Annotated in this window: 20 protein-coding genes; 3 read left to right on the forward strand and 17 right to left on the reverse strand. The window is 33.2% G+C overall.

Annotated elements, in window-relative coordinates; all coding sequences use genetic code 11:
• Positions 1-335: 335 nt before the first annotated feature.
• Positions 336-1,217 (reverse strand): AraC family transcriptional regulator, encoded by an 882-nt coding sequence (locus CW752_RS14710; protein ID WP_101240479.1) that lies wholly within the window; start codon positions 1,215-1,217, stop codon positions 336-338.
• A 213-nt stretch (positions 1,218-1,430) separates the two neighbouring features.
• Between CW752_RS14710 and CW752_RS14715 the strand changes: the two genes are divergently transcribed.
• On the forward strand, positions 1,431-1,772 hold the full coding sequence (locus CW752_RS14715; RefSeq protein WP_101240457.1) for a MerR family transcriptional regulator: 342 nt from the start codon (positions 1,431-1,433) through the stop codon (positions 1,770-1,772).
• A gap of 134 nt (positions 1,773-1,906) precedes the next feature.
• On the opposite strand, the gene CW752_RS14720 is transcribed toward CW752_RS14715, so the two are convergent.
• The 10 genes from CW752_RS14720 to CW752_RS14765 all read right to left on the reverse strand — a co-directional run bounded on the left by CW752_RS14720 (position 1,907) and on the right by CW752_RS14765 (position 15,527).
• The gene (locus CW752_RS14720; RefSeq protein WP_101240458.1) at positions 1,907-2,242 is read right to left on the reverse strand and encodes a hypothetical protein; all 336 of its coding nucleotides are present in this window, start codon (positions 2,240-2,242) and stop codon (positions 1,907-1,909) included.
• Positions 2,243-2,860: 618 nt separating this feature from the next.
• Complete coding sequence (locus tag CW752_RS17140) at positions 2,861-3,664, reverse strand: CPBP family intramembrane glutamic endopeptidase (RefSeq protein ID WP_101240459.1); 804 nt, start codon at positions 3,662-3,664, stop codon at positions 2,861-2,863.
• Between the two features lie 91 nt (positions 3,665-3,755).
• Positions 3,756-4,460, reverse strand: a complete 705-nt coding sequence (locus CW752_RS14730; RefSeq protein WP_133121696.1) for a hypothetical protein — start codon at positions 4,458-4,460, stop codon at positions 3,756-3,758.
• Positions 4,461-4,475: 15 nt separating this feature from the next.
• On the reverse strand, positions 4,476-5,189 hold the full coding sequence (locus tag CW752_RS14735) for a hypothetical protein (protein ID WP_133121697.1): 714 nt from the start codon (positions 5,187-5,189) through the stop codon (positions 4,476-4,478).
• 87 nt (positions 5,190-5,276) lie between these two features.
• A complete protein-coding gene (locus CW752_RS14740; protein WP_101240462.1) occupies positions 5,277-5,741 on the reverse strand; it encodes a CPCC family cysteine-rich protein in 465 nt (154 codons plus the stop codon).
• 256 nt (positions 5,742-5,997) lie between these two features.
• Positions 5,998-6,330, reverse strand: coding sequence for a hypothetical protein (locus CW752_RS14745; RefSeq protein WP_101240463.1), 333 nt, complete (start codon positions 6,328-6,330; stop codon positions 5,998-6,000).
• Entirely contained in the window at positions 6,330-7,148 is an 819-nt protein-coding gene (locus CW752_RS14750) for a hypothetical protein (RefSeq protein WP_101240464.1), read from the reverse strand. The genes CW752_RS14745 and CW752_RS14750 overlap by 1 nt, the downstream gene beginning before the upstream one ends.
• Before the next feature lie 418 nt (positions 7,149-7,566).
• On the reverse strand, positions 7,567-11,124 hold the full coding sequence (locus tag CW752_RS14755) for a DUF6443 domain-containing protein (protein WP_228401798.1): 3,558 nt from the start codon (positions 11,122-11,124) through the stop codon (positions 7,567-7,569).
• A gap of 5 nt (positions 11,125-11,129) precedes the next feature.
• Positions 11,130-13,865, reverse strand: a complete 2,736-nt coding sequence (locus CW752_RS14760) for an RHS repeat domain-containing protein (protein WP_101240465.1) — start codon at positions 13,863-13,865, stop codon at positions 11,130-11,132.
• Positions 13,866-13,871: 6 nt separating this feature from the next.
• The gene (locus CW752_RS14765; protein WP_101240466.1) at positions 13,872-15,527 is read right to left on the reverse strand and encodes a T9SS type A sorting domain-containing protein; all 1,656 of its coding nucleotides are present in this window, start codon (positions 15,525-15,527) and stop codon (positions 13,872-13,874) included.
• Between the two features lie 479 nt (positions 15,528-16,006).
• Here CW752_RS14765 and CW752_RS14770 point away from each other — a divergent pair, with 479 nt between their 5' ends.
• Positions 16,007-17,281: a helix-hairpin-helix domain-containing protein gene (locus tag CW752_RS14770; protein ID WP_101240467.1), complete on the forward strand. Its 1,275-nt coding sequence runs from the start codon at positions 16,007-16,009 to the stop codon at positions 17,279-17,281.
• 90 nt (positions 17,282-17,371) lie between these two features.
• Here CW752_RS14770 and CW752_RS14775 read toward each other — a convergent pair whose 3' ends face one another.
• From CW752_RS14775 to CW752_RS14800, 6 genes are all read right to left on the reverse strand, one after another.
• Positions 17,372-18,592, reverse strand: a complete 1,221-nt coding sequence (locus CW752_RS14775) for a hypothetical protein (RefSeq protein ID WP_101240468.1) — start codon at positions 18,590-18,592, stop codon at positions 17,372-17,374.
• A gap of 158 nt (positions 18,593-18,750) precedes the next feature.
• A complete protein-coding gene (rluF, locus tag CW752_RS14780; protein ID WP_101240469.1) occupies positions 18,751-19,473 on the reverse strand; it encodes a 23S rRNA pseudouridine(2604) synthase RluF in 723 nt (240 codons plus the stop codon).
• An 85-nt stretch (positions 19,474-19,558) separates the two neighbouring features.
• Positions 19,559-20,257 carry a tRNA pseudouridine(55) synthase TruB gene (truB, locus tag CW752_RS14785; RefSeq protein WP_101240470.1) on the reverse strand — a complete coding sequence of 233 codons (699 nt, stop codon included), beginning with the start codon at positions 20,255-20,257 and terminating at the stop codon, positions 19,559-19,561.
• Positions 20,258-20,283: 26 nt separating this feature from the next.
• On the reverse strand, positions 20,284-21,102 hold the full coding sequence (locus CW752_RS14790) for an undecaprenyl-diphosphate phosphatase (protein ID WP_101240471.1): 819 nt from the start codon (positions 21,100-21,102) through the stop codon (positions 20,284-20,286).
• 175 nt (positions 21,103-21,277) lie between these two features.
• Positions 21,278-21,574 (reverse strand): DUF3098 domain-containing protein, encoded by a 297-nt coding sequence (locus CW752_RS14795; RefSeq protein WP_101240472.1) that lies wholly within the window; start codon positions 21,572-21,574, stop codon positions 21,278-21,280.
• 2 nt (positions 21,575-21,576) lie between these two features.
• Entirely contained in the window at positions 21,577-22,476 is a 900-nt protein-coding gene (locus CW752_RS14800) for a cell division protein FtsX (protein WP_101240473.1), read from the reverse strand.
• A 91-nt stretch (positions 22,477-22,567) separates the two neighbouring features.
• Between CW752_RS14800 and rsmA the strand changes: the two genes are divergently transcribed.
• A complete protein-coding gene (rsmA, locus tag CW752_RS14805; RefSeq protein WP_101240474.1) occupies positions 22,568-23,338 on the forward strand; it encodes a 16S rRNA (adenine(1518)-N(6)/adenine(1519)-N(6))-dimethyltransferase RsmA in 771 nt (256 codons plus the stop codon).
• Positions 23,339-23,481 lie beyond the last annotated feature (143 nt).

Genomic DNA, 23,481 nt, shown 5'->3' on the forward strand with positions numbered 1-23,481 from the left:
CATAAGACACCACTAATCCCTTCATTAACAAGCAACAAAAAACAACCAGCAACTTTAAACCCTAAACTTTAAACTTTAAACTTAAATAAATTTTGCTTCGCAAGTGAATCGTGGATTTCACAGGAGATTCATAAGACACCACTAATCCCTTCATTAACAAGCAACAAAAAACAACCAGCAACTTTAAACCCTAAACTTTAAACTTTAAACTTAAATAAATTTTGCTTCGCAAGTGAATCGTGGATTTCACAGGAGATTCATAAGACACCACTAATCCCTTCATTAACAAGCAACAAAAAACAACCAGCAACTTTAAACCCTAAACTTTAAACTCATTAAGCCTTATATTTCCTCATAAACTGCGTAGGGGTCATTCCGGAGCTTTTCCGGAAGACTCTTACAAAGTATGAATATTCTTCGTATCCAAGTCTGAAGGCTATTTCAACGAGACTTTCATCAAGATACATCAGCATCCTTTTGGCTTCCAGCACTACCCTTTCCGTGATAATCTCTGTCGCTGTTTTTTGAACAACAGTCTGTACAATCCTGTTCAGGTGCTTGGGAGAAATACCTAATAAAGAGGCATAATAAGCCATTGATTTTTGTTCTGTAAAATGTTGCTCAAGTAAATTTTCAAAATCCTGATAGTGTTTAAAATAAGAAAGTCCCGCAGAAGAAGCCTGAGTATCAAAATCTCTTGAAAATAATCTTGTTGCATTGATAAAAACCTGAGACATTAAGGAGAGAATCAACCCTTCCCGCATCATATTTCTGGATTGATATTCTGTTCCCAGCTTTTGAAACAAATCGATATTTTCTTTCAAATCATCAGCTTCCAACTGGAGTTTCCTGGGAAAAGATATGGATCCGAAAAAGGGAAAGTTTCTCAATTTTTGATTCACATAATGCATTTCATAAAACTCTTGGGAACAAAAGAAAATATATCCTTCTATATCTTCGGACAGCTCCCAACTATGAATTTGTCCCGGTGATAAAAAGAAAAGACTACCTTCTGAAACATCATATTTCTGGAAATCAATTTCATGAACTCCACTTCCTTTGGTAAAAAGTACAGCCGCATAAAAGTCATGTCTGTGGGGTTTCTCTATATGCCTATGCCCCAAGACCAAATGGTCTTTCATCGTATTAAAATAAAAGTCCGAGGTATTTCTTTCGGCTTGAAAAAGGTCGATATGAAGAACGGAGATTGGGTTCATTATTCTATTTAAAATAAACAAAAATGGATTGATCTCCATAAAAGTACTGTAAATAAAGACAAACTACAAATACTTAATACAAAGAGACAAACAAAATATTGATGTTGTAGTAAGCTAAAAGCCTTCCAAAAGATGAGGATTATCAGGACTTTGAAAGATATATTTGGATGAAAGTTTAAAAAATTTTTATCTTTGAAGTTTAGGAGTAGTAAAATGAAAATAAATTTACCTGATAAACTGTATTATTCTATAGGAGAAGTTGCTAAAGCATTTGACGTAAACACTTCATTAATACGATATTGGGAGCAAGAATTCCCTATTATCAAACCTAAAAAAAACAGAAAAGGAAACCGCTACTTCACTCCTGAAGACATCAAGAACCTACAGATGATCTATCATTTGGTAAAAGAAAAAGGTTACACCTTAGACGGAGCCCGCGTCGCTTTAACCACCAACAGTAAAATTTCTGAAACCATTACTCTTATCGACCGATTAGAGTTCGTAAAAGCCGAGCTTATTAAATTGAAGGAATCTTTGGGAGATAAAGAGGAATAAGGCTGCAATATTTGAAGTTTGCAGTATTTTAAAATATAAAAACCACCGTTCTATTGCGGTGGTTTTATTTTGATTGGATATTTGTTTTTATTCTTGACACGAGCGAGATGCTCGGGTCAACGGAGGAAATTAGATCAATTATCATAAAAAATCATCCCAAGTATAACAGTGAAATCCTCACTGCTAAAAATAAAACAACTCTTTTTATCTCCATCTATTACTGATAGTTTCACATTTTTTAAATCCGAATATTTCATTCTTTTTACCACTTCCGGTAATCCCTCAAAATAGTTTCCCGAATAAATACTGTAATCGAATCTGTCATTATAAATTTCATATAGATGTTCTCTAGTTTGAGAAAATGAAGAACTGAAAATATCTTTTTGATCTTTTATTCTTTTTATATAATTAACAACTTGATCTAGATAATTTCTTATTTCATACAGATCATTTATTATTAAATCATTCATATTCAATTTTAATATAGAGTCAACTTTCCTGGAGTGGACATGCCCTAAAAAGTGTCTAAATTTTTTGGGTATGTCTAAATTTGCAATGGTTTTTATTATTCAAGCCTACGAGTGCAATCTTTGTACTAAGGGTACAAAATTTAAGTAAGACGGATACAATAACATGTAATTAAAAAAAGATTTATAAGTAATAAAATCGATAATATTACCGCATTATTTTTTTTTACATAATAAATATAAATAATTACTAAAGCTTGATATAAGTAGACAATTATCTTACTTATGTGCTCCTTAAATAGTACAGCTATATTTTCATTAAAAATATTATTGGAGTCTTTCCAAAATAATCTAATAAAAAATATAATTCCTGTTAAAAATAATACGCAAAATTTTAGTTTCATATAGTTAATAATAGTTTATTGAAAAGTACCCCCCGCCTAAATATTCTCCAGCTAGCTCGAGCTTCCAGCTCGTGCTATTTAACAAGATTTTTTAAATTTACATTTATTTCCAATTTATAAAAACAAAACCTTCACTATTGCAAAGGTTTTGTTTTATTCTAAGCACGAGCAAGATGCTCGCGTTAGAAAAGGCTGACGTTAGCTGAGAGGGAGAATGCTAACATTCCTTTTTCAGAAATAATGGGAAATGTAAATTTAACTTTCTAAATAGTAATATTAATCCCCCTAAAGAAAAGAATATTATTAGCCAATAAATAGACCCAAAATTTAAATTCATTAAAATTTTTAAGTATTCAGCTCTATATAAGTGTAACAAACACCAAAGCAAGTTATAAGTTGAATGAAATATAAAACTATATATGAAGCCATATTTAAAATACACTAAACCTGTAATGATCCCTAAAAAAAACATAATAATTGGTTTATAAGAAGTTAACAAATTAATATTTGCATCAACATGAATCAAAGCAAACAAAATGCTCGACAAAATTAGTCCAGGCATTAGATCAGAATTACTAAAATAGGATAAAGCTATTCTTCTAAATAACAATTCTTCAGTAAAAGGAACGATCAAAACTGTATTAAAAAAAAGTAATACCAAATCAAAAGTGCTCCAATCAATAGGATTATCTAGGATCTTAATAGTTTTATTAGTTATAATGTAATTGATATTTGTGATAGGATTTTCTACAGTCTTAAAACATATTGCTAATAAAGTTATAAGTATTAGTATTTTATAGTTTACACCATTAAGTAATGGCTTCGTTTGCTTTTGAAAAAAGATAAAATATAAAATGATTATTGGTATACAAAAAATAGTATCAGCGAAATATAAATACCCCCTATCTATAGTTGCCAATATACCTTTATTTGAAAACCATATTAATAGATATTCATATATTTTTGAATATGTCAAATAAAATAAAAATAAAACTATTGTTTTAATATATGAATATACCATAGTTAAAGTTTAGGTTTATATAATCACAGAATTTTATAGTGGATTTATACTTTTCTGATAAAAATTTTATTTCCGTATATTAAAAAAAACACTATTTTGAATTTATTATTTCAAAACCACTTTTGGCAAATTCTTGGTAAAAATCATCAAATAAAATATTATTTGAAAAAGACTTTTCAAAGTTCTTATATCCCTTTATCTTTAAAATTGGCATTTTTTCTTTTTCTCTCATTGATTCATCAATATTAATTAAGCAATCTCTAAAAGAATGGAACTCAGTTCCAAAATACCCATATGAGTTAGAAAAAGCTTTTCCAATTTCATAATATATATCTAAATCAGTTCTGGCTTTTGATAAGTCAACCTCTATAATTGGCTCAGTATTATCTATAGTTTTTCTTAACCCTCCTAAAAAATAACAACTTCTTAAATAATAATACTTTTGCTTATCATTTAATTCATACCATTTTATTTTTTCCTTCTTATCAGAAATTAGCTTAAAATTATCTATATATCCCTGATCGTATATTCCTAAAGGGTCATCAAGAATCCCTATAAAAACAATTTCTCTGTTTTTAATTACAAAATCAGAAACTTTAAAAATATAGTCATTCTTAAAAGTTTTAAAAGAAACTCTGATGACTAAATCTTGCTTAAAGATCTCTCCAAATTGGAGATTGATAGACTTAATATCATCTCTTTTGATAATTATTTTGTCAAAATCTTTTTTACGAATGAGCTTTATATATTTCGTTGTCAATAACGATTTTTCTCCTGATAAAAATTTTATTTCCACTATTTTAATGAAATATTATTTTGAATTTATAATTTCGTAACCTCTTTTTGTAAATTCTTGGTAAATGTCATCAAACAAAATATTATCTGAAAAATACTTTACAAAGTTATTATGTCCCTTTACTTTTAAAATTGGCATTTTTTTTCTTTTTTTAATTGATGCACTGATACTAATTAAACAATCTATAAATGAATTTATTTCAGTCCCAAAATATCCATATGAATTAAAAAAGGCTTTTCCAATTTCATAATAGACATCCAAATCGATTCTGACTTTTGACAAGTCAATTTCTATAATTGAATTCGTGTTATCTATGCTTTCTCTAATTCCATTAAGTAAGAAACACCCCCTTAAATAATAATACTTTTGTTTATCATTTAATCCATACCATTTTATTTTTTCTTTTTTGTCGGTGAGAAGTTTAAAATTATCTATATATCCCTGATTATATATCCATAAAGGATCGTTAAGGATTCCTGCTAAAATAATCTCTCTGTTTTTAATTAAGATATCTGAGACATTAAAAAAATAATCGTTTTTAAAAGTTTTAAGGCCTTCAAACAAAACTCTAATAATTATATTCTGCTTAGAGATCTCTCCAAATTGGAGATTGATAGACTTAATATCATCTCTTTTGATAATTATTTTGTCAAAATCTTTTTTACGAATGAGCTTTATATATTTCGTTGTCAATAACGATTTTTCTCCTGATAAAAATTTTATTTCCATTTTACTGCTGAACTTGTTGGTATTTGTATAGTCATGATCGATAACCAATCCCCACCTTCCATCGGGACTTTTACACAAATATTTCAATTAATTTTCTTTATAATACCTTAGCTTATTATCATTAACTGAAAATTTTAAAAAAACATCTGAAATTACGCCTATCTTATTAAAACTCTCTATGGCTTCTCTTAGAGTCATATGATTTACAGCACTATATTTTGACTCATCTGTAATTCCATCATCCTCCCAAAAACAAACTTTACAAATTTCATAATTACCTTTTTCTAAAATTGTTTTATAATTACAACAAGAACATGAAATTAATTCCCTAGCTTTACCAGAAACGTTAATTGGCAAATTATATAAGGTTTTGATTTTTTCTTCAATATAGGAAACTCTTATGCCAATATATTTATATTTTAAATAATTAAAAATTTCTTCATCTTTAATCCCTTCGGCTTCAGCTAATTCTTCTATTTCTTTATCTGTCATTTTTGAATACTGGTCCAATGATAAGATATCTATAGCTGTATTTAAATTTAAATTTATCATAATTTTACTTTGTTAAACTTTTTGCTAGTTCTAGGGCGTCTTCGAATGGTGTTGTACTTCTAAAATCAGCCCTATAAAATGCTGCTTCAGCTAGTGGATCTACAACGCCCCATCTTCCCAGATCAGGCACATACATCCTGGCTCCGTAATCATAAAAACCTGTCTCCTTTGCGACGATTGTACTCGTAAGGAAACAAGAGTAAGATAACTTACTCTTGTTTATTTAATATTACTAAATTATTTATGTTTTTCACTTTCAGTCCCATAAATTAAAATAATATTTTGCAAACAACTGCATTCCTTCATTTTGAATCTTTTGTAATTCTTCAAAATTTATTTCATTTTGGGGAATTAATAAACTTTTAAATGAGAATATTATTTTATGTAGTATGATGGCCCATTCTTTATTTATTAAACTTATCTCTTCTTCTGAATATTCTTTATTATGGTCTAAGGTAAATGGTAAATTATGCTCCTCTATCCATAATGGTATAGACATAATATTATTATTTTCTACTTCATTTTTGTAAGCTTCAAGCCTAGGCACAATAAACTCTGCTATCGAATATTTTAAATCCCAATTTTCCATTATTTTAAAATTTTAGTATAATCATGTCCTTTAACTACTCCAATAATTTCTATTTGATTAGAGGCTTCTTTAAAAATAACACGTCCAGCTCCTCTACCGGTTCCTGTACCAGGCATATCAATTGCTTTAAAACCCTTCAATTCTCTAGAAAGAGAATGAATATTACCTCCCGCCTTTCCACTTGCAAGTTGCTCTATAATGTTATCAAAAGTTCCGACCGCATCTTTACCCCAAGCCTTTTCAATTGTTTTTTCTAAAGTTTCTGGATGCAGTACTGTTTTCCATTCATAATTTAGTCCAGCACCCCAAATCTTCGACATTGCTGCTCTGGAAATAGCTTTTCTTTCTAATCCCTCGGCCGCTGCCTCCGGATTTATAAACAACATTGCAGCCATCCCCACATTTTCCCTTTCTTCCGCATAAGGTCCTACACCTGCATTTCCAATTGCAGAATAGGGGTCTCCATTTCCAAACAATAAGGCTCCAATAATAGACCAGCTTACATCAGTTTTTGAAAAACTTTCTTCTGAGATTTGTTCAACAGGTCCAACTTCTACTACACTTTTATTTCTTCCAAATAGACTTCCAAAGAAATTTCCAATACGTTTAAAAATGCTTGGTTTAGGCTTTGCATTAGCTTCTGCCATTATATTGGCAAAATCCCGTGTTTCTCCATAGGTTTTTGGAGCACGCTCAAAAGCTCCACCACCACGTCCCACATCAGTAGATCCAGTATTATTTCTTTCGCCAGTTATGCCTAGCCACCAAGATGAGGTTGCCGGAGCCCCAATACCATCCGGATTCCCTGAAAGAGGCATAATCGCTTTCCTTCCATCGGGATCAATAAAGCTAATAGGGTTATCTAAAGCATAGTTATATGGAGATAATCTTCTTGTAGATCCAGACAGACCTATATAAACTTTTCTCTGAAAATTTCAGAGAAAAGTTTTTTATATTATTAGAAATTTAAGTAAGGTGAATACAATAACATGCAATTAAAAAAAGATTTATGAATAATAAAAGTATTTGTATTGTTATATTGATTTTTTTTATAGAAGTAACAAAAAGAATCACAAACATTTGGTATATATATATTACAACCTTATTTAAGTTTATTTCAAATAGGAAGTTAAGATTTTCATTAAATATATTAACTGATTCTTTCCAAAATATTCGGATAAAGAATATGATAAGAGTTGAAATCAGTACGCTTAATTTTAATTTCATATTATTAATTTATTCAAAAGTTCTACCACCTAAATATCTATGCGAATATATATCATAAAAACTATATTTTGTCCAAATGTGATTTTGAGGTCCTTTAATCATATCTATATTCACTGTTATTCCTTTCATATTATTGGGATTTTTAGAATGTATATCAAAATAATTACTTTGGATATTTTTATACATATCTAGAAACTCTCCTGTTTGATAATTCTCAAGTGCAATAGTTGATGCTCCTAATGTAAATATAAGTGAAGTTGGATTTAAGCTTTTTGCTCCCTCCTTAATAAAATCATAAAGACTTTTTATTCCGGTTAAAGCAGGAGTCCATTCAAGCCCTTTATCTATGTATCCAATATATTTCTCTGTCTTATTAATTGTCTGTTTAAATTCTAAAATAGCATTACTATGATCTAATTGATATTGCATTTTTGTTGTTTCAATACCACTCCATTTATTAAAATTACTTTCATTTTTCAAATATTTTCTAATAGGATTTGGGTCATCAATATCTTTTAATCCCGCCCCAAACTTTGAAAAATCAATATCTCTAAAATAGGCAAAAGCCATAAGTTGTCTAAATAATTCTGTTTCTCCAAAAGTTTGCTCTTTCTGAAAAGAAGGAGAAGGTCCCCCTAAGAGAGCACGTACCACATAACCATTTACTGTTCCTGTAGGGTTTAGGCCAGTATTAATCCACCAAAATGACTCTACTGGTACTGCTAATCCTTCAGGATTAGGAAACATAGGCATTACAGCTTTTCTTCCATCAGGATCTATAAAGTTGATTGGATTATCTAAAGCATAGTTATATGGAGATAATCTTCTTGTAGATTCTGCCAGTGGATCTACTACTCCCCATCTTCCGAGGTCAGGCATATACATCCTCGCTCCATAATCATAAAAACCCGTTTCCTGTAGTTCTTTTGTATTATACTTATAAGAGTTGAAGCTTCCAAAATTGGAACTATTTCCTCCTCCGATATGGTTAAGCCCAAACGGATAGTAGTTGTTGGTATCGATAATTTCAGGAGCACCTGCGCTGTTTTTGGCAAAACTAACCCTTACATTTCCTAAGTGGTCTTTGTATTGGTAAATATAACGGTTTTGTGTGAAACTGTAAAAACCTTCTGCAGTAGCTACAAAATCCAATTTCCAATCAGAAAATATTGGAAGTCCCGGAGTAATAATACTTTTATAAGCCTGTTGCTCATAAGCGACTTCTGATTTGCAGGTTAAACAGATCCCCCCATTATCTTCATAGGTGTACTGAAACCCATCCAGATAATCGGTAATCCGGGTGACAGAGACACCTCTACCCATTACATTGTAATAATTTTTCCTGAGTTTTACTCCATCCCCACGGTATACATATCCAATAGACGTGCTTGATGGTTGACCAAACGGACTTGAATGTTGGATGGTAAAATGGTTTGCCAAATTCAGATAGTTATAGGTAATGGACTCTATTTCTTTATCCAGCATATCTTTCATATTTCCGTTCACATCATAGGAAATAAGATTATTCCCTCCTTCATATCCGGTATTGTTCAACGCATTTTCAACGACTTTATCCAGACGATTTCCTGTATATTGGTAAGAGAGGTCATCCACCATAGTGGCCGTGTTTCCTGAAATCGGAAAGGCATTTCTTTTTAAGTTTTTAATATTTCCTCCCAAATCATAGGTCATGCTTTCATTGTAGTAATTATTGAAAGGATTGGTAGAATTCGGTTCAGAGTAGATGGCGTCTTTAAGTCTGTTGAGACCGTCATAGGTGTAAGTATATCTTTTCAGAACATTATCCGATGCGTTTCTCCAATCAATTTCGGCAATGGTTCCATTGTATTTCCCGGAAGCAATATTGGTATATTCCGGATTGGTATATTTGATTCCATACCCGAAAAATTTTCCGTTGAGGTTAGCCGGATCGTTGATTTTAATAAGTGCACCTCTGATATCATAAGTATAATCAATACTTTGAAGAGCAGTAGAAGGAGTCGTTCCTCCCAGTTTTTTATTTTTTAATTGAGAAAGCTCATTATATTCGTTCTGTGCCAAAATCTCAACGGGATTATTATCAACCTGATGTCTGTGTACCAGAAGCCTGTTTCCTTCATCGTAATCAAAATATTGAGTAATAACCTTTTCAGTATCGGTTATCAATCTTTTGTGATAGACTTTGGTTTGTTGGGGAACGCCTGCAAAATCCAATTTGGATTCGGTGTTTGTATATCCGCCCAGGTGATTGGTGGTAGAAGTTCCTATCACTCTTAATTTAGAGTCATACCAGTTCCAGTTTTTAGTCCAATTATCATCTTCTATGTTTTTTATATAGGAAGCTGTGGGAAGTCCTTTTGTATTTAAAGAAGTTCCCATATCATCACTGATAATATCTTGTCCGAAAACCTGGGTAGGTTTTGATGGACTATCCGGAGGGTAGGTATCATAATAGTTAACACTTAATATGGTAGGAATTTCTCCAACGAAATTATTGTCGCTATAATAGACCGTTATCCCATTTCTGGTAAATCCCGTGTTGTTTCTGCTTTCAATAATGATCCCATTACTGATGTTGTTTTGTCTTCCCAATCTGTCTCCACCTTCTAAAAGTCCGGTATAAGCCACTCTTCCTAACGGATCGTACTTGGTAATTAACCATTTATTCTGCGTTCTGAGGGTAGCATCTTGAGACAAAACCAGACGATCTGCCTTATCATATGCCATATATTCCCAACCTTTACTGGGAAGTTTTTTCTCTACAAGTCTTCCCAGTCCGTCATAACGGTATTGGTAGCACAGATTATCTAATGCCGTCTGGTCTATAGAAGCTGTAACCGCCAGTGGAGGGAGTACAAAAGCTTGCTGGCCATATTCATTGTATACATAATAAGTATCTACATTCTGCGTTCCGTCATTTTTACGTACAAGAACAGTTTGCCCGGCAGTGTTTTGAAATTCAACGGTGGTATTTCCATCACTATCTGTTACCGTATTTTTTGCCAATTGATTGGCTCCGTATGTTCCATTTTCGCTCAGAGTAGAGAATGTGGCATTGTTTACCCATGAAGTTGTAACGATATATTTTTTTACTTCTCCTGCTGTATTGGCAGCATACCCCATTTGTAAGGGACGTGAGGCCCAATCATTCCCCAAAGGGGTTATCGAATTAATTCTACTTAACGGGGAATTTTCCAATTGTTTTTCGGAATAAATTTTTTCTCCTCCGAAGACAGCAGCTGCATTTCCAAGTGGAGCGGCATACAATCCTCCATTCTGGGTCCCGGATTGCGGTATTGGAAGATAATCTTTGGTTACTCTTCCAAATTGGTCATATTCGGTATGAGCAACGATATCTTTCCCTGAAGGGGCTGCCCGGATCCCTATCACCTGTTTGGGTCTTCCTAAACCATCAAAATATTTAACTTCTTCTGTTTTTTTGATGCAATTTTCATCCAGGCAGGTCTTGGAATAAGTGTAATTTTCTGTAGGAGTGGCATTCAGTGTCTGTGCATAGGAATAGCCTGCCGAGAACATCAGAATGGCGATGTTTAAAAGTTTTTTCATCATTATTAGTGTTTATAGTTATACTGATATTCTTTAAGCGTTTTACCTGCAGCATCTGTAACTTTGATCAATCTACCGGCAGCATCGTAGAGGTAGCTCGTTTTTAATCCTCCGGAGGAAATGGTATTGGTAATTCCTATCAGGGGATCATAAGTATAAGTTGTGATAGAATAAGTTTTCAAAGCCGGGTCTTTTCGCAGAGCTTCTAAAGCCTGTAATAAATTAGCTTCATTATTAGGGTTATCAGCATCTGCATTGGAAGCTGCTATAGCAGCTGTTACAACTTGTAAGCCTGCTACCTGATTGTAAGGAATTCCTGTTATTTTAGCAATAGGTTGGGTTCCATAATACCCCCAGATCGTAGTCACAGGAATATTATTTTTACCGGTTACCTGAACGAGGTTTCCTTTATCATCATATACATCCATCGAAGCTTCTGTTTGTAAACTTTGATTTTGAGCATTAAAACTGAGAATAGATGAAGGCTGTAAATCTGATGAAGAATCATATCTTATTTCTGTTTTATCTACTAGAACCCCATTTATTTTAGTTTCTGTCTGTAGTGGAATTGAGGTCATACTTGCATTAATCAGGCGGATATTATTAAGATCTCCTGCGTATTTTATGCTTTTTTCCATAACCTTGCCTTCTGCTGAAGTTTCTTTGATAATGGAGGGACCAAAATTAACAGCATTAAAAGTCGTTTCATTTGTATTTTGTAAACTGCTTCCATTACTGTAGTAGGTATTGGATATTGTTTTTACAGATTTAATCCATGCTGCTTTTGAATTGTACCCGGAACATGTGCCATATACAGGAGCACCGGGAATATCGTCCATCACATATTCTGTTTCTTCTTTATCAGTCATTACACTTTGTTGGTTAAATACTTCCTTTTTATAGAGAATACCTGATGAAGTGAGATTATAATAGGGTTTAACGGTTCCGATTGACGATGTGAAATCTTCCGGCATTTTAAAGTAATATCGAGTATAACCAAGATTATTGGTAGAGTCTCCATAGATTTCTTTTACATTTTTATAAAGCACCGTCCGTCCGTCATAAAATTCACTTGCCCCTTCACAGTTTTCAGAAACATAAATTCCTCCACTTGAAGTGTTAGAGGTATCAAATGAATTATATTCATACCTCATGCTCTTTTTTAAAGTATTATCTGCATCAAAATAGCGAATTTGAGAGATTCTCAAACCAACATTAATGGGTTCTGCATTTCTATAAGGCATGGGCTGCGTCACAATAGAGTTATAGGTAATATTACCATTTCCATAACCTTTGATTTCAAGGGTATAATCACCTGCCGGAAGAATATACTTCTCGCATACAGCAAGGGTAGGATTAACCACTACACCGGCTTTTTTTATTTGATAACTAATAACATGAGGTTGATGGATCGGATATTGGTTTTCATACATTTCGTCATAAAAAAAGCCTATATAAAGTGCTTTTTGATTGTCAATATGAATATTATAAATACGGCTTTGATTGGTGTCAAAAAATATATTTTCTGCAGTAAGAGATTGAAGCTTTAGATCAGTAAGGGTATCATTACTTAGTTGAAGTTGACTTTTATCTGTAAAAAATTCATTGGCCTCAAAATTATAGGAGATGTATCCTCCTTCAGGCAGGGTCATTCTTTTTAGAGCACGGGATTTAGTCGTTGTAATTGCATTGGAATTACCCGGACAAGCATAATCTCCATTTTGAGGTGCTTTATAGGTATTGAATGAAACATCTGTATATTCAAATGTATGTTTCTCAACAGTGTTTTGAGTATTGTCTAACTTTTCTAATGTATTCAATTCTCGCCTTGATCCATTAATATAAGAGAATTTATATTTGGAAATGAGCCTTCCTGATCTATCTGATAATGAAATACTATTGATCTTATAGGGATCATCATTTTCAGTTTCTTTCGAGGACTCATAGATATCTTCAAAATTAAGCTTTCCAAAATCTGTGGAAATTTCGCTTAATCTGCAATTTTGATATAATAACACAGTGCTTCCACTTCCTTTATATTTATTGTCTTTCTGATAAAAATAATGAGCAATTTCTGCATCTCCTTCATCTAAGATTTTGGTCAGATAAAATGCAGATTTAAAATAAAAGTTTGTACCGTTTAAAGCCCGGCTGTAGTCGTTAAAAATATATTTAAATCCTTTATCATCGGTAATGGTAAAAGAATTCGAAATAAGGGTAGCTGTATTAGGATCTCTTGTGTATTCTATTTTAATGTTATTCCCTGTAATATTGCTTATGCTAAAGGTATTATTGTCAACATCTCTTATAAATTTAAATTTTCCGGAATTTCCGGGAATATTGTAGTAATATACATCATCAAATGTATTTTTTCTATATCCTGCTTTACTGGCGTCATCATAAAACTCATCCACCAGATCTCCATTAATAACTCTGGAAATTGTTCCTCCTCTTAGTAGAGCCCAGCCTACCCCTACTTCATTACCTGGTTTACCTTCTGCGGCATTGTAGGTATGATATATTAGTGAAGTGGAGATTTCTATGTTTTTATTACGGGTAGGTAATGAAAGCAAAGGAATAGCAATACTAGGAACACCTGTTGCAAGGGAAACAGGAGTATTAATATAAGATGAAAAAGACGAAATGGAAGGTACCGGCTCCGGAGTATCCCCAAAATTTCTTTGGATCTGGGCATTTCCTAATCCGGAAATGATAATGGAAAGTAATAGTAATTTTCTCATAGGTGTTTATTTTTTAATTAGTTTAGCATTTGCTGTTTTATTAGTATCCGTTTTTATCGTCACCAAATAAGCCCCCTGTATCAAAGCCTGCGTATTAATCTTGGTCACTTTATTTTTCGTTTTCAGGCTTTGCAATTGTCTTCCCGACATATCATAGAGAAGAATTTCAGCTTCCTTAAAATCAAAACCAATTTCCACATAAGCATAATCCGAAACAGGATTTGGATAGATTTTGATATCATATTTTTCTATCAGTTGGTCCACTTGTTTATCCCCAAGCTTTACAATTTTCCAGTTTTCCTTTCCCAGTTCTTCTGCACTGGTTCCTGCAAGCACGATCGATCCATCCCTGTTCAGCTTCAGATCTGAAAGCCTCTCTTCTTTCTTTCGGGATTCGCCTTTCACGTGCTTTCTCCACTGTTCATTACCGTTCCCATCCAGATACAGCATCCAGAACGTTTCATCATCCGTTTGTACCCTTCCTTCTGCCTGAGTATAACCACCTAAAAGGACTCCTTTGGTTAAATCTTGATTCTTGTATCTTGTATCTTTACTCTGAATCACATTCATTCCCATTAAAATATCCCTGTTACCCAAATTATAAGACTTTTGCCACTGTTCATCTCCGTTGTTATTTAGAGCAATCAACCATAAATCAGTCCCCTCTTCTACACCTACCATTTTGTTTCCCGAACGCTCCGACCTGGATTCGCCACCAATGATATATCCGTTTGAAGTCAGTGCTAAGGTTCTGATATGATCATCTCCCTTTCCTCCATAATTCTTTTCCCATTCAACTTTTCCGTTTTTATCCAGCTTTACAATCCAATAATCTCCTTCGCCAAAATTGCTACTGGCTTTTGCATGATAAGCAATGGGTAATGAGTAATTAGCAATGGACTTTGAGTTGTTAGAAGAAGTATTACTCATTACTGATTGCTCATTGCTCATATTGCTTGTTCCACTTCGGGAATAAATTCCTAATAATGCTCCGCCATCTTTTGTTGGAATCATTTTCTCAACTTCATCTAAGCCTTTTCCTCCAAATATCTGTTCGGATAAAACTTTACCATCTTTGTCTAACCTAATAATCAGAACATCTTTGGAACCGTAGCCTTTGGATGAGTTCTGCACATTACCTGCTACAATAAATCCTTGGTCAGTAGTTTGAATAACTGCCCTTGCTTCTTCATCTGCTGAAGTACCTAAAGTTTTTTGCCATAATTCATCTCCAAATTCATTGATACGGATCAACCAGATATCTGAACCTCCTTTAGAATCCTCTTTTTTATCCAGACCTTTTCCTGAGTATGAAGTACCCGAAAGAAGAAATCCACCATCTTGTGTCGTCACCGTAGCTGATAAATAATCATGATTTTGTCCGGAAAAGTATTTTTCCCAAACCGGCTCTCCTTGTTGGTTCAGTTTTACCAAATGGAAATCATAGCCGTTATTCTGACCGGTAGCACTTCCAGCTTCCGACTTCCGGCTTCCCGCCTGAATACTGCTTCCCGTAATAAGATACTGCTGATCGATTGTTGTGGTAACCTGGCTTAGAAAATCCTGTGTAGAAGACTTTATGTCTCGTTGCCAGACGACATCTTGAGCAGATAAACCCAAGATCATACACATCGTAAGTGTACTCATGTAAAGCTTTTTCATCTATTATTGTTTTTAAAGTTATTACTAGTTTAATTTTTCGCGAATTTAACAATTTTTAACATTACAAATACCACATTAATACGATTTAATATATTTTTATGTTTATTAAAATGTATATCTATTAAATTTTTGATACACGAAAGTATTTCATCAAAGCGACAGAACTCGTCGTATTTAAATAATAACAATTAACCTATGACATCATTAATTTTTACCTTAAGGTCAATAGAAAAGATAAATCGTTATTCTTTATGTCCTACATTACTCCCAGCTTCCAGCTCCCGGCTTCAAAACCACTTTAGTCCGAGCTCACATTAAAATATCAAAATGCATAACAGGTTAACAATTATGAAATTATATCATATAAAAAATCAAATTTGCCTTTACTTTTTAACCATTTAAAATAAAATCAATACTTAATCTTCATCACTTTAAAGCTGCCTCTTGCTATGCTTTATTTTTCTGTGTAAATTTACTAGATGATGAGAAAAAACTATTACCGGAAATTGGCATTCATGGTCTTTTTGTTGGCTATTTTATTGGCTTACCAAAAGTATACAAGTAGGGAGAAAGAACCTTTTCCAGAAGTAAAATTTATTGTAAACTCCGGAACGTCTATCAACTTAGCTGATTTTAATCCTAATGCATTAGATAAGGACCAATGGAAAAACATGGGTTTCTCTGATAAACAGATTTCCACTATTCTTAAATATAAGGAAATCGTAGGAGGGCAATTTACCTCGAAAGAACAGTTGAAAAAGTGTTATGCCATTTCTGAAGAGAAATTCAAAGAAATAGAACCGTTCATTTTACTTCCTGAAACCAATAAAGAGTCTCAGCTCAAACATTTTAAAAATTTTGAAAAGAAACATATTACAATCGTACGAAAATTCAATCCTGATGAATATTCAGTAAAAGATTGGGCAAAGTTAGGATTCAGCGAAAAACAGGCTGAAGCCATTTTAAAGTATAGAAATTATCTGGGAGGTAGCTTTATCAGTAAAGAAAAATTTAAAGACTGTTTTATCATATCTCCTGAAACCTATAGCAAAATGGCTCCTTATTTATTGCTTCCTGAGAAAACCCCTGAAAACTTCAAAACCGATAAAAAGTTTGCTACTAAAGCCCATATTCAATATCACCCTTTTGATCCCAATACTTTAACGGCAGAGGGTTGGAAATCGTTAGGATTTTCCGAAAAGCAAGTCAACGCGATCGTCAACTATCGTGACAAAAATTTACACGGAAGTTTTAAAAGTACTGAAGACTTACAGAAATGCTTTGTGATTTCCGAAGAAAAGTTTCAGGAACTAAAGCCTTTCATCAATCTTATAATGATCAAAAAAGAAGAACCCAAACAAGAAACGACAGATTTCTCAAAAACCGACCTCAATTTGATCACTTTCAAACAGCTTCGGGAATTTGGTTTGGATGAAAAAAGTGCGGGTTCCATCATCGGATTCAGGAAAAAACTTGGTGGATTTATTACCAAACAACAGATTTTAGATACCTATAATATTGACAAAGAAATGGTTCAAAAATTAATCTCCATTGTTCCGCTGAATTCCTCAGGTGTTGTTAAATATAGCTTAATCGACGCTCCCGAAGAATGGCTTAAAAATCATCCTTATTTCAAATACTCAGCTGACAAAATTATTTTCTACCGGCTCAGTAATTCTGATGACAAAAAAATATGGAAACTATTGAAGTTAAAACCTGAATATGAAGAAAGAATGAAATTATATTTAAAATAATATGTCCATATAAGATATTTTCATCGATAACAAAACAATCCCAAAATAATAGAAATTTTGAGATTGTTCATATTATAAAACATTTACAATTTAATGATGCATATAACTGCTAGGTCCGTTAGTTCCCTCAATAGATTCAGGAAGTATACCATATTTTGTACGTAGATCGACTGTACCTAAAGTTTTTCCTGTACTGATCTCAATTACGCTAATCGTTCCGGAATTTAAATTAGGAATATTCAACAGGTTATTTTGTACTGCTACGGCATCTTTTCCTTTTTTGGTTTTAAAGAAAACCATATGATGAGCTCCTTTATCAGCGGTAAGGGTTTTTAAGAGTTTTAGTTGAGGAAGATTACTGATGTCAAATACAAGAACTTTTCCCGGATCGGCAAAACTCACGTAGAGCCTGTTGTTATCATCAATGTACATTTCGAGAGTCCAGCCCAGTCCCTGTGTACTTCCGTCAAATATCTTACTAAAAGCATCATATTTTTTAGTTGTGGCATTGTATGGAGCAATCCAGATATCACCTCCAAGCATTGTTGTGGCAAGGGCAAATTGTGGAAATTTTCCACGCAATAACAGGACTTCTACAGGAGCGGATAAATCTGTTTTTGAATCCGCTACCTGATAGGTTTCTTTTAATTCATATGTATTTATATCTAATAAAGTGGTCGTGTTTCCCATACCTGTAGTAAGATCCGGATGAATCGTTGAAGTTACCATCATTAGCCCTTTTTCTTCATTAACAGAAATACCATGTGGATACATTATAAATTTATTCGGATTGTCCTGAATGGGTGCCTTAATGGTTTTAATAAGCTGATTATTGTTAGCATTAAACACCCCTATGCTACCATCTTTCGGTCCTCCTGCTCCGCCCATAAAGGTCATAAAGAATCTTCCGTCATTGGTAAAGAATAAATTTTCGCCCACTGTATTCTCCCCTGTATTAATGGGCGTTGCAGCTACTAATATTGGCTGTCCGTTTTTATCTTTTTCCGTTTTTATCTGATAGAGATAGCTGCCTCCTAAAGCCGTTGAATATAATTTGTTTGCATTCTGGTTATAATAAAGGTGATGAGGCAGAACACCGACCCCTAATTCAAGTTTGCTACTGATATTTCCAAAATTAGGGGCTTCAGGATCCAGCTCTATCACAGCTATACCATCTGATTTTCCATCCAGGCTTCTATAATCAATATAAAAGGCAGTGTCGTGTGGAATCTCTGAGTGATTATCATTTTGGCAGTTAGAAAATGGGAACAAAAGACCGAGTAAAAGAACGGGATTAAATTTTAATTTCATGGTTTTCAAGTGTTATTGGTTTTCGGTATAAATATAACTAAATTCCACCAAGAAACAGGAAAATATTACACTAATAAGTGAATATTGAAAAAATTATAATAAAAAAGCAGGTATGGAAAATATTCCATACCTGCCTTTTTATTATTGTAAAATATAATTTAATCTATTGTTTTACTAGAATCCACTAGTAAAGAATTGAGTGTATTAAGTTCTTCATCGGTAAGATCTCTCCATTTCCCAACAGGAAGATCAAGTTTAATGTTCATAATACGGATTCGCTTCAGTTTTTTCACTTCGTATCCAAGATATTCACACATTCTACGGATTTGTCTGTTCAATCCTTGGGTGAGGATAATTCTGAAATTCATCTCATCAATTTTCTCCACTTCACATTTTTTTGTTACTGTATCCAGGATAGGAACCCCATTTCTCATTTTTTCCAGGAATCTCGGGGTGATTGGTTTATCTACACGAACCAGATATTCTTTCTCGTGGTTATTTCTTGCCCGTAAAATTTTATTCACGATATCGCCGTCACTCGTCAAAAGAATCAGTCCTTCACTAGGTTTATCCAATCTTCCGATTGGGAAAATCCTTTTAGAGTGGTTGATATAATCTACAATATTATTCTTTTCGCGCTTGGTGTCTGTGGTACAAACAATTCCTACCGGTTTATTGAAAGCAATATATACCGGTTTGTCTTGAGGCTCTCTGATTGGTTTTCCATCTACTTCTACAAGATCTTCATCGGATACCTTTGTTCCCAATTCTGGAATTTTTCCATTGATTGTAATTCTTCCTTCTTCCAAAAGTTTGTCTGCTGCTCTTCTGGAGCAGAATCCTACTTCTGATAAATATTTATTGATACGTGTCTTTTCCATTAATCTCTTCCGTAAGTAGTATAATTTTTAGTACTGAAAATAGCATTACTTTTTTCTTTTAGTTAAAAAAGAAGTCATTTTATTCTCATTCCCCTTGAAACCTAAAATCATTGTTTAAAAACTGATCTGTGGCATCTTCAATTTTATAATCTCCGATTTTGGTTCTTCTTAATTGTGTTAAATAGGCACCTACTCCAAGTTCTTGGCCAATATCATGAGCAAGACTTCTGATATAAGTTCCCTTAGAACAACCAACCGTAAAACTTATTAAAGGGAAATCAATGTTAATATCCTGAATATAATGGATTGTTGTTTTTCTGGATTTCATCTCCACTTCCTCTCCTGCCCTGGCCAGATTATAAGCTCTTTCGCCATCAATTTTTATCGCAGAATATACGGGAGGTTTCTGTTCAATCTCTCCTACAAATTTCTCTAGTGTTTCCTTTACCTGTTCTTCTGAAATATGGGAAATGTCTTGGTGAAGAATTTCCGGTTTTTCAGTGTCATAAGATTCCGTTTGTACTCCAATCTTAATTTCTGTCCAATATTCCTTAGGAGCATCCTGAATTTCGGGAATTTTTTTGGTGAACTTCCCACAACATACAATGAGAAGCCCGGTGGCTCTGGGATCTAAAGTTCCCGCATGGCCAATTTTAAATTTCTTGGGAAGATCAAATTCCCTTTTAAGTTTGTATTTCATTTTATTGACAGCCTGGAAGGAAGTCCAATCCAAAGGCTTATCCAATAAAAAAATGTATCCTGATTTCAGTTCTTCAGCAGTCATCAATCGGTATAAAAAATGAATATTTTTTATTTAAAGAAATAAAAATAGATTAATAAAGCAACTCCTACAAAAATACGATACCATCCCCAAGGTTTGAAACCATATTTATTCAGCATTCCGATGAATGCTTTGATCGCAATAAGTGCCACGATAAATGCCACTACATTTCCAATCACAAAAATCATAATGTGGTCCTGAGATGCCATAATCATTTCATACCCCTTCTGTGGATTTGCTGTTTCTTTCCCCCAAGTTTTAACAAAAACAGAATATACCGTTACTGCTAACATAGTTGGAACCGCAAGAAAGAAAGAAAACTCTGCCGCGGCTTTTCTTGTAAGCCCTTGTGTCATACCTCCAATGATAGAGGCAGCACTGCGACTCGTTCCCGGCATCATGGCAAGACATTGCCAAAATCCGATAGTCACCGCTTTTTTGATGGTAATTCCTTTTTCATCATCAATTTTAGGATTTTTAAACCATTGGTCAGCGAAAAGTAAAACCACTCCCCCTAGTACCAATACAGAAGAAATAGCAATCTGATTTCCTAAAACAGCCTCAATTTTATCATCAAATAAATATCCTAAAACCAATGCAGGTACTACCGCAAAAGCCAGTTTAAAGTAAAACTGAATATTGTTTAAATCAAAAAATTTTTTCCAATAAGCCACTACAACAGATAAAATTGCTCCGAACTGAATAGAAACCTGAAACATTTTTAAAAATTCGGTTTCTTCCAATCCCATTAAACTCGCTGTGAATCCCATGTGCGCCGTAGAAGAAATAGGAAGATATTCTGTAAGTCCTTCTACTATGGCAATAATAATTGCTTTGATTAAATCCATATTTAAAAAAAATTAAAAGATTAAAAAATTAGAGAATTAAAAGACTGTCTATTCAGCGACATAAAATATTAATATTCTAAAGATGAAAGTGCTTTACTTGAATATACATCCTTAATTAAAATTAATATTTAATCTTTTAATTCTCTAATTTTTTAATCCTTAAATATAATTGTGTTTATTTTCTTTTTAAGATAGCATACACTTCTATTGCAAAACCAATCACAACAAACAACGGTGCTATTCTGATTCTTCTGATAGAGAAAATGTCATCATTCCATGAATTGGGATCTAATTTACCATCCACTGTGTTGGCATCCGGTCCCATCATCAAAAGGAATCCACCAACTATAAATGCCAATCCGATCAGCATCCATTTGAAGTTTTCCTTCCCGAAATAAAAAGTATTTTCTTGTGGTGCTTCAACTTCTCTTCCAAAGTCAGAAGCAGAAATTTTATTTGTTTTTTTGCTCATTGTTAAGAGTAATATAAATCGTCAACGTTTGATTTTAAGAATCTCCATGTTGCAATAATGGTACTTAGAACGGTAATGAAAATTCCCACACCTACTACCAATAGCACCAACCAAACATATTGCTGGTTATCCTGTACAAATGCAGATCCGATCTGATTCGTAAAGTAATACCAAACTCCAAATAATGCTAAAAGACCTATTAAAGCTCCAATAGCTCCCAGCACAATTGCTTCTATGATGAAAGGTTTAAGAATAAATCTTCTTTTAGCCCCAACCAGCTGCATCGTCTTAATAATAAATCTCTTAGAGAATATTTTCAGACGAATTGAATTGTTGATCAATACAACGGCCAATACCAAAAACAGAATTGAAAATCCTAAAATCCATTTTAAGATTCTGCTTAAGTTATTGTACACATCCACCATCAATGTACTGTCATTTTTAACATCTATAATACCCGGAACAGATTTAATCACCTTAATTGCTTCATCAATTTTTGTAGGATCCACATATTCCGGCTTTAAAGCAACTTCGATAGATGAAGGGAAAATATTTTCTTCAAACAATGCATCACTATCGATTCCCATACTTTTCTTGGCTTCTTTTGCAGCCATGCTTCTCGAAATATAAGTTGCTTTTTTTACAGGAGCTAACGTCTGGACCTTTTTAAAAGTTTCTTCCTCCAGTTTTGCAATTTTTACAGAATCTTTAGCATCATAATTTTCATCAAAGTACGCATTCACTACCAATTGTTCTTTGATATAGTCGGAATACTTTTGGGCATTGATTAAAATAAGCCCCATTAATCCCAACAAAAATAACACTAAGGCAATACTTATCACTACTGTAATATTGCTGGACCGAAGCCTTTTCTTATTAAACTCATCTACAGATTTAGCCATTAATATTAAAATTTTTGGCTAAAATAGAAAAAAACTTCCGAAATTTGGGACCAAATAAAGAAAATCATTGTTAATAAAATCATAAAAAACTTTGAGTATAAAAGCAAAAAAACATCTTGGTCAGCACTTTCTGACAGATGAAAATATCGCAAGAAAGATTGTAGAAGGTCTTAGTTTTGAGAACTATAATAACATCATGGAGGTAGGTCCCGGAATGGGAGTTCTTACCAAATATCTTATTGAAAAAGATCAAAACATTTATCTGGCGGAAATCGATACAGAATCTATTGAATACTTGAAAAACAATTATTCCAAAATTACAGAAGAAACTTTTGTAGGAGACTTTTTGAAGCAAGACTTCAACTTTATTAAAGATGAACAAATTGCCATCATTGGAAATTTCCCTTACAATATTTCTTCTCAAATTCTCTTCCAGATTGTTGATCATTATGAATTGATCCCTGAAATGGTAGGAATGTTCCAAAAAGAAGTTGCGGAAAGAACTGCAGCAGTCCCAAGAACTAAAGATTACGGTATTCTTTCAATCCTGGTTCAGGCTTACTATGACGTTTCTTATATGTTTACGGTACATGAGAATGTCTTTAACCCACCGCCAAAGGTAAAATCCGGAGTCATCAGACTTACAAGAAATCCGAAAGAAGGTTTAACTGGAAACGAAATCTTATTCAAGCAGATTGTAAAAGCAGGATTCAACCAGAGAAGGAAAAAACTGTCCAATGCTTTAAAAATTCTCAACATTCCTGAAGTTTTAAAAACTCACGAATTCATGGATAAAAGAGCTGAAGAATTAAGTGTATCGGATTTTATACACTTTGCCAATCTTTGGAAAGAAAATCAATAATTAAACTTTGAAGAATACCCGTTGTACATTTTGATATTTAACTTCAGTTCGGAATAAAGCAGTTTTGAAGCTGGAAGCTGGGAGTAATGAAGGCCATAAAGAATAACGATTCATCCTTTTTATCGATCTTAAGGTAAAAATTA

The organism is Chryseobacterium sp. PMSZPI, from assembly GCF_002835665.1.
In the GTDB taxonomy this organism is placed as follows: Bacteria; Bacteroidota; Bacteroidia; order Flavobacteriales; family Weeksellaceae; genus Chryseobacterium.